This window comes from Streptomyces sp. NPDC007905 (assembly GCF_042959345.1).
Taxonomy (GTDB): Bacteria; Actinomycetota; Actinomycetes; order Streptomycetales; family Streptomycetaceae; genus Streptomyces.
Genome location: NZ_JBIBKS010000026.1, coordinates 111,163 through 117,842 on the forward strand (window position 1 = coordinate 111,163; position 6,680 = coordinate 117,842).

General features: G+C 70.7%; 4 protein-coding genes. All 4 read right to left on the minus strand.

The window, feature by feature from the left end; genetic code table 11:
• On the minus strand, positions 1–3,190 hold a 3,190-nt coding region (locus ACFZDC_RS35030; protein WP_391330174.1), incomplete at its 3' end, for a carboxyl transferase domain-containing protein.
• 2 nt (positions 3,191–3,192) lie between these two features.
• The gene (locus tag ACFZDC_RS35035; protein ID WP_391330176.1) at positions 3,193–4,068 is read right to left on the minus strand and encodes an AMP-binding protein; all 876 of its coding nucleotides are present in this window, start codon (positions 4,066–4,068) and stop codon (positions 3,193–3,195) included.
• 62 nt (positions 4,069–4,130) lie between these two features.
• On the minus strand, positions 4,131–4,583 hold the full coding sequence (locus tag ACFZDC_RS35040) for an AMP-binding protein (protein ID WP_391330178.1): 453 nt from the start codon (positions 4,581–4,583) through the stop codon (positions 4,131–4,133).
• A 404-nt stretch (positions 4,584–4,987) separates the two neighbouring features.
• Positions 4,988–5,422 carry a hypothetical protein gene (locus tag ACFZDC_RS35045; protein WP_391330180.1) on the minus strand — a complete coding sequence of 145 codons (435 nt, stop codon included), beginning with the start codon at positions 5,420–5,422 and terminating at the stop codon, positions 4,988–4,990.
• Between the last annotated feature and the right edge of the window lie 1,258 nt (positions 5,423–6,680).

The window sequence follows — 6,680 nt, forward strand, 5'->3', positions numbered from 1 at the left end:
TGCTGATCCAGCGTCGGGATTCGGCCGGGTCGATGACGTCGTCGATCTCGAAGGCCGATGCGACGTTGAGGGCCTTGCCGTGCTCGTAGGCGGCCGCGACCATGCGGGCGAACTCCCGCTCGCGCTCGTCCGCGTTCTCGATGGCCGCCAGCTCCCGGCGGTAGCCCAGCCGCACCGCGCCCTCGATGCCCATCGGCCCGAACTCGCCCGTAGGCCACGCCACCGTGAACCGGGGGATGCGGAAGCCGCCGCCGGCCATGGCCTGTGCGCCCAGCCCGTAGCCCTTGCGCAGCACGACCACTCCGAAGGGCACCGTGAGCGCCGAGGCGTGTACGAACATGCGGCTGACATGCCGGACGGTCGCGGTCTTCTCCGCCTCGGGGCCGACCATGAACCCAGGTGTGTCGCACAGGGAGACCACCGGCAGCCCGAACGCGTCGCACAGCTGCAGGAAGCGGCTCGCCTTGTCGGCCGCGTCGGAGTCGATGGCGCCGCCCAGATGCCGCGGGTCGTTGGCAAGGATGCCGCACGGGCGGCCCTCCACCCTGGCCAGAACGGTGATGACGCTGCGTCCGAAGTGCCGCCGCAGCTCCAGGACGGAGTCGGCGTCGGCGAGGGTGTCGATGACGGCACGCACGTCGTACGCCCGCCGCCGGTTCTCGGGAACGAGGTGGCGCAGCCGGCGCTGGTCGGGGCACGCCCATTCCGCCACCGGGCCCTGGAAGTACGACAGGTACGTGCGCGCCAGCCGGACGGCGTCCGCGTCGTCTTCGGCCTCGAGGTCGATGACGCCGTTCGCCCGGTGGATCTCGACCGGACCGATGTCCTCCGGGGCGAAGCTGCCCAGGCCCCCGCCCTCGATCATCGCCGGGCCGCCCATGCCGATGTTGGCCTCGGGCGTGGCGATGATGACGTCGCAGCAGCCGAGCAGCGCGGCGTTGCCGGCAAAGCAGCGCCCCGAGCCGATGCCGACCAGCGGCACCTTCCCGCTCAGGGACGCGAACAGCGCGAAGGCCATGCAGTCCAGCCCGGAGACCACCGTGCCGTCCACATCGCCCGGCCGGCCGCCGCCCCCTTCGGCGAACAGGACAACGGGCAGCTGCGCCTGTTCGGCCAACTCGAAGAGCCGGTCCTTCTTCCGGTGGCCCCTCATGCCCTGTGTGCCGGCCATCACGCTGTAGTCGTAGGACATCGCCACTACACGGGCGGCTCGAGCGCCGAACCGGTCGGCCCCCACCGTGCCCACCCCGCCGACCAGGCCGTCGGCGGGGGTGCGGCGGATGAGGTCGTCGATGGACCGACGGCTCCGTTGGGCGGCGATGGCCAGGCGGCCGTACTCGACGAAACTGCCCGGATCACACAGGTCGGCGATGTTCTCGCGGGCGGTGCGCCGCCCCTCGGCATGCCGCCGGGTGACCATCTGGGGGCGGCTGGCGTCGTCGCCGAACCGCTTGCGCGCCAGTACCTCCTCCAGATCGGCGCGTGGGGCCTCCAGGTCCAGCCGCTCCTCGGACCGCGGCTCACCGTCCGCCACGCCTGTGGCCTCCAGCACCACCAGCGGCCGACCGCGCTCGGCCAGATCACCCGGCTCCGCCCGTACGGCGACGACCACGCCGTCGCCCGGCGCCCGGAGAAGGTGCTCCATCTTCATGGACTCCAGGACCACCAGCGTGCTTCCGGCCCGTACGCGCTCGCCTTCGGCGACGGCGACGTCGACGACCGTGGCCGTCATCGGGCTGGTGACGGTGAGCTTGCCCTGCGGCTCGAAAGCGTCGGGGACCTCCGCGTCCTTCTCTGGGCCAGTTTCCTGGGGTATGAGTGTGGGCAGGAGTTCGTCGACGAGCGCCGTGTGCAGCCGCCCGGCGACGACCTCGGGCGCCTCCAGCAGCCGCCGCAGCACCTCGGCGTTGGTGCTGACTCCCTCGACTCTCAGCTCGGCCAGGGCGCCGCGGGCGCGTGCGAGGGTGTCGGACAGGCTGCCGGATCCGTCGTGGGCGACGAGCTTGGCCAGCAGCGAGTCGAAGCGCGGGCTGACCTGACCGCCGGGGAACGCAGCGGTGTCGACGCGCACACCCGGACCTGTGGGCGGCCAGAAGACCTCCAGCGTGCCGGCGGAGGGCAGCACCGTCCCGTCGGGGTGGACCGTCTCGGCATTGACCCGCACCTGCACCGCGCAGCCGCGGGGAGCGGGAGCCTGCCCCGCCCCGATGCGGTCGAGGGTTTCACCTGAGGCCACCCGCAGCTGGGCCTTGACCAGGTCGATGCCGGTGATCTCCTCGGTGACCGTGTGTTCGACCTGGATCCTCGGGTTGGCCTCGAGGAAGTAGAACCCCTGGGAGCCATCGGCCGTGTCCACGAGGAACTCGAACGTGCCGAGACCGGCATAGGCGACCTTCCGGGCCATGCGCAGCGCCGCGTCGTGCAGCCCGGCCCGCACCGCCTCGTCGAGGTCGGGCGCCGGCGCGATCTCAACGATCTTCTGTCGGTGCCGCTGGAGGCTGCAGTCGCGGTCGCCGTACCCGACGACGGCGCCCGTACCGTCGCCGAGCACCTGCACCTCGACATGGCGGGCGCGCCGCAGCAACTGCTCGACGTAGACAGCCCCGTCGCCGAAGGCGTGCGAGGCCTCGGAACGGCAGCGCCGGACGGCCTCCTCCAACTGCCCGGCCTCGTACACCGTCCGCATGCCACGGCCGCCGCCGCCGGCGACCGCTTTGACCATCACCGCGGCACCCTCACCGAGGCCGGCCATGAACGCACGCGCCTCCTCGATGCCGGTGTCGCCGTACGTCGCCGGCAGCACCGGCACGCCGAGGCGCGTGGCGAGTTCACGGGCGGCGGTCTTGTCGCCGAGCGTCCGCAGCACCTCGGGGCGCGGCCCGACCCAGGTGAGTCCCGCGTCGGTGCACTCCTGTGCGAAGCCGGCGTTCTCGGCCAGCAGCCCGTAGCCGGGGTGGACCGCGTCGCAGCCCGTGCGCACCGCCGCGCCTATCAGGGCCGGCGCGTCCAGGAACGCTCCCGGCCCCTCGCCGTCGAGCACCACGGTCTCGTCCGCCATGCGTGCGTGCAGCGCGTCCGCCTCGTCGCGGGAGCGCAGCGCCACGGTCAGCAGGTCCAGCTCGCGGGCGGCGCGGATCACCCGTACCGCGATCTCGCCGCGGTTGGCAACCAGCAGCTTGGCCAGACCCATCGTCACCGGTCCTTTCCGTATGCGTCGGCGTTGGCCGGCGATGCAGGTGCGGGGGGCGCGGCGATGCGCGCGGCCTTCTCCAGCAGCTCGCCCTTCTTCACCTTGCCGGTGGTCGTCATGGGCAGGGCGTCGACGTACATCACAACGGGTACCTTGTACGGGGCCATGTTCGCCCGCGCCCACGCGCGCACGCCCTCGGCGTCAAGCGCGGCGCCGGAGCGGGCGTGGACGAACGCCAGCGGCACCTGGCCCCGGTGGGGATCGTCCATCGGCACCACCGCCGCGGTCAGCACATCCCGGTGCCGGGCCAGCAGCGCCTCCAGCTCGGACGGAAAGACGCTCATACTCGAGACCTTGATCATCTCCTTGTTGCGGCCGGGGTAGTGCAGACACCCGTCCTCGTCGATCACCCCGATGTCGCCGGTGTGCAGCCGGCCGTCGCGCAGAACCCGTCCGGTGGCCTCCGGCTGTCGCCAGTATCCGATGAGCAGAGAAGGGGAGCGTACGAGGATCTCGCCGCGCTCGCCCAGCGGAAGCGGCTCGGCGCTCTCCCCGTCGGCCACTATGAACTCGGTGCCCGGCACGGGCAGTCCGCAGAAGACCGGCTCGGCCAACAGGTCGTGGTCCCTGTCCTGGAAACCGGCGGTGAAGGAGTCCGCGGTGTGAGTCTCGGTCATGCCGTACGCCGCCTCCTGCAGCACGCTGTGCTCCCCGACCAGGGGGCTCCACCGGGCCCGGATCGCAGGCGTCAACTTGCGCACGAACGACATGGCCCGCGGCTGCGCCAGGCTGGACAGGTCGGTCCCGGGCAGGCTGGGCTGCTCCATCAGCTCGACGTAGTTGTCGACCGTGCCGAGCACGAGGCTGGTGACGAGCACGCTCCGTACGGCGCTGTCGGGCCGCACCGCCTCGACCAGCGGCCGCAGGGTGTCAAGAGCGATCAGAACCTCCCCCCGGCATCGGCCAGCTCGTGCCGCAGCTCGTGCTCCCGGAACATCGGGTTCACCGGGACGTGCACAGCTCCGGCGCGCAGGATGCCGAGCATGGCGACGATGAACTGCGGGCAGTTGGGCAGGAACACCCCGACGCGGTCCCCGGGGCGTACGCCGCCGCGCTGCAGCCAGCCGCACAGCCGCGCCGTGAGGTCCTTCAGCGTCGCGTACGTGATCTGCTCGCCGTAAAAGGTGATCGCGACGCGGTCTGGGTGGCGCTGGGCCCAGTGCACCAGGTGGTGGGTGAGCGGCCGCTGCCCGAGCGGGTACACCACCCTCGGCACCGAGGCGGGCCATACGCGCTGCTGGCGGGCCAGATACTCCTCCCCACGCGCGCTGTCCATCACGACGGCCTCCAACTCGGCTCGGCATACCAACCGGTCGGCATGCGTGGCACTCACGGTAAAAGAGCCGGCAGGCCGGCACAAGGGTTCCGGCGCGGTGGGCGCAGGCCCGGTCGGCCGGGCCGGACAGCTGGCTGTGGACCGCGGCGAGCGACCGGGACCGCCTCGGCATCGAAGATGCGGTGCTCTGGCTCTCGGAGTGAGGTGACGCGGCTTGGGCCATGGGCAGCGGCACCGACGGTGACCTGCTCCCACCGGATCGCCGGAAACCATGTGGGGCGATCCGTTGCCGCACCGGCATTCCCACGGACTCCGACAGCTCACCCCCAGAGCCGTTCCGCCTCCCGGCGTCAGGCACTGCGGCATTCGAAGGCCGCGGCCCGCGGAGCCAGGCCCCCCATGCTCAGCCCCGTCAGAGCTGTTCCGTCGTCACGGCAGCCCTGTCGATGTACAGGCCGGCCTCAAACCGCGGGAGAGGCTGTCAACGTCGGGTCTTGACCGGAGTGGCGCAGCGCCTCGGCGATGAATCCGGACGCCACCAGCTCGGTCACGAGTTCGCTGAGGAACTGTGTGGTCTTCGGATGCCGCTCCTTCGTGGTACCCATGGCTTGTCGGATCGTCATGAACGCGGGTTCCAGCAGGCGCAGTTCGGCATGCTGGGAAACGTGCGCGGTCAGAGGTTGGCGGATGCCGGCCGCCACGTCCAGGCCCTCGGCGTGGAAGGCGTCGACCCCCTCGTTGCCGCGCACCACGGTGGCGTGACGCAGGGTGCGGCTCAGGTAGAGGTCGTACGCGGAACCCCGCTTGACGCCGATGCGCACTCCGTCCTGGTCCGCGTCGTCGGCAGAGACGAACGCCGAGTTCACTGGGGCCGCGTACACCCCCTCGATGTGCACGTACGGCGTGCGACTTCTTTCTCGCGGTCCGGGTCCACGGCCAGGAAACACAGGTCGGCGTGGCCCTCGGCCATCGCGGCGTACGACTTGCGGGCCGCATCGAAGCATATGAACTGCACCGGCAGAGCCAAACGTGCGGCAACCTCACGGGCAAGCTCAACAGTGACCCCGGAAGGCTCGTCGGGGGTGCCTTGAGCAAGGACCGGGTTGCCGAGGTTGATGGACGCGCGCAGCACTCCGGTAGGGGCCAGATCGTGCGCAAGCCCTGCGTCTATGGGTCTCATGGCCCGAGCCTAGGCGACTGTTTCTTGCTCAGCCTTTCGTGCATGAGAAGCCCGCCCAGCTGCGATGTGTCGGCTTCGTGTCAGTGGGGTTGTGTCAGCCACGGTTGAGTGGGGGAAACGGTGTTCCTGCTGCTCGTTGGCCCGTGACTGGAGCTTGCCACTGACACAGCGGTGGTACTTCGCGACTCCGCGGCTGTCATGGGTTGGTACATCCCCAGTTGGATCACTGCCACGAAGATGGCACATCGCACGTAGCGGTGACGGACCGTGAGCGCCTGCCTGTTCCGGGGCTCTGCGGGTGCGGGTGAATTGGTCGTTGGCGATTCAACTATGCTTGCCGGGCTGGCGCCCTGCCTCTTGTCTCCCGGTGGCCGTCCCCCCGTACCGGCTGCCGGGCCGCCGTGCTCCCGATCCCCCCCGTTCGGGAGCACGGCCTCATCCGTCGTGGCACGGACTGACCGGCCCCTCACTCCTCCCGCCCCGGACCCCGGGCCCCTTGGCGCGCCGTCTGGACGCTCTACGCGGGCAGGCGATGTGCTCGGGGGCTCGTGGTGGTCAGCTGGCCTCAACTCTCATCGGGGTGGTGGATCCGGTACTCGGCCAGGCCCTCGGTGGCATCGCCGTGACTCCGTCCCGGTCGGTGGAAATGGGCCTCGCCGTACCCTCTGCGCGCACCGTCCAGGCGAGGATCGGCGTTGTCCAGGTGTTCCCCTCGGCGTCTGCGCAGTCGATGAGCCATCCCCCGCCCGGGACCGCCCCGATGGTCGCGGAGTTGTCGTGGCGTAACCCGTCGAAGCCATCGAGTTGCCAGGCCCGGACCAGGCCGCTCGTTCCCAGGACCATCGGCTGTCCGTCATCGTCCCAAGCCAGGACCTGCCCGTGAACCGCCCCGTGTCAGGTAGAGACTCGATTCCGTGAAAGGATTGAGTCATGGCACGACCCTCCCGTTACCCGCTTGAGCTGCGCCGTCGCGC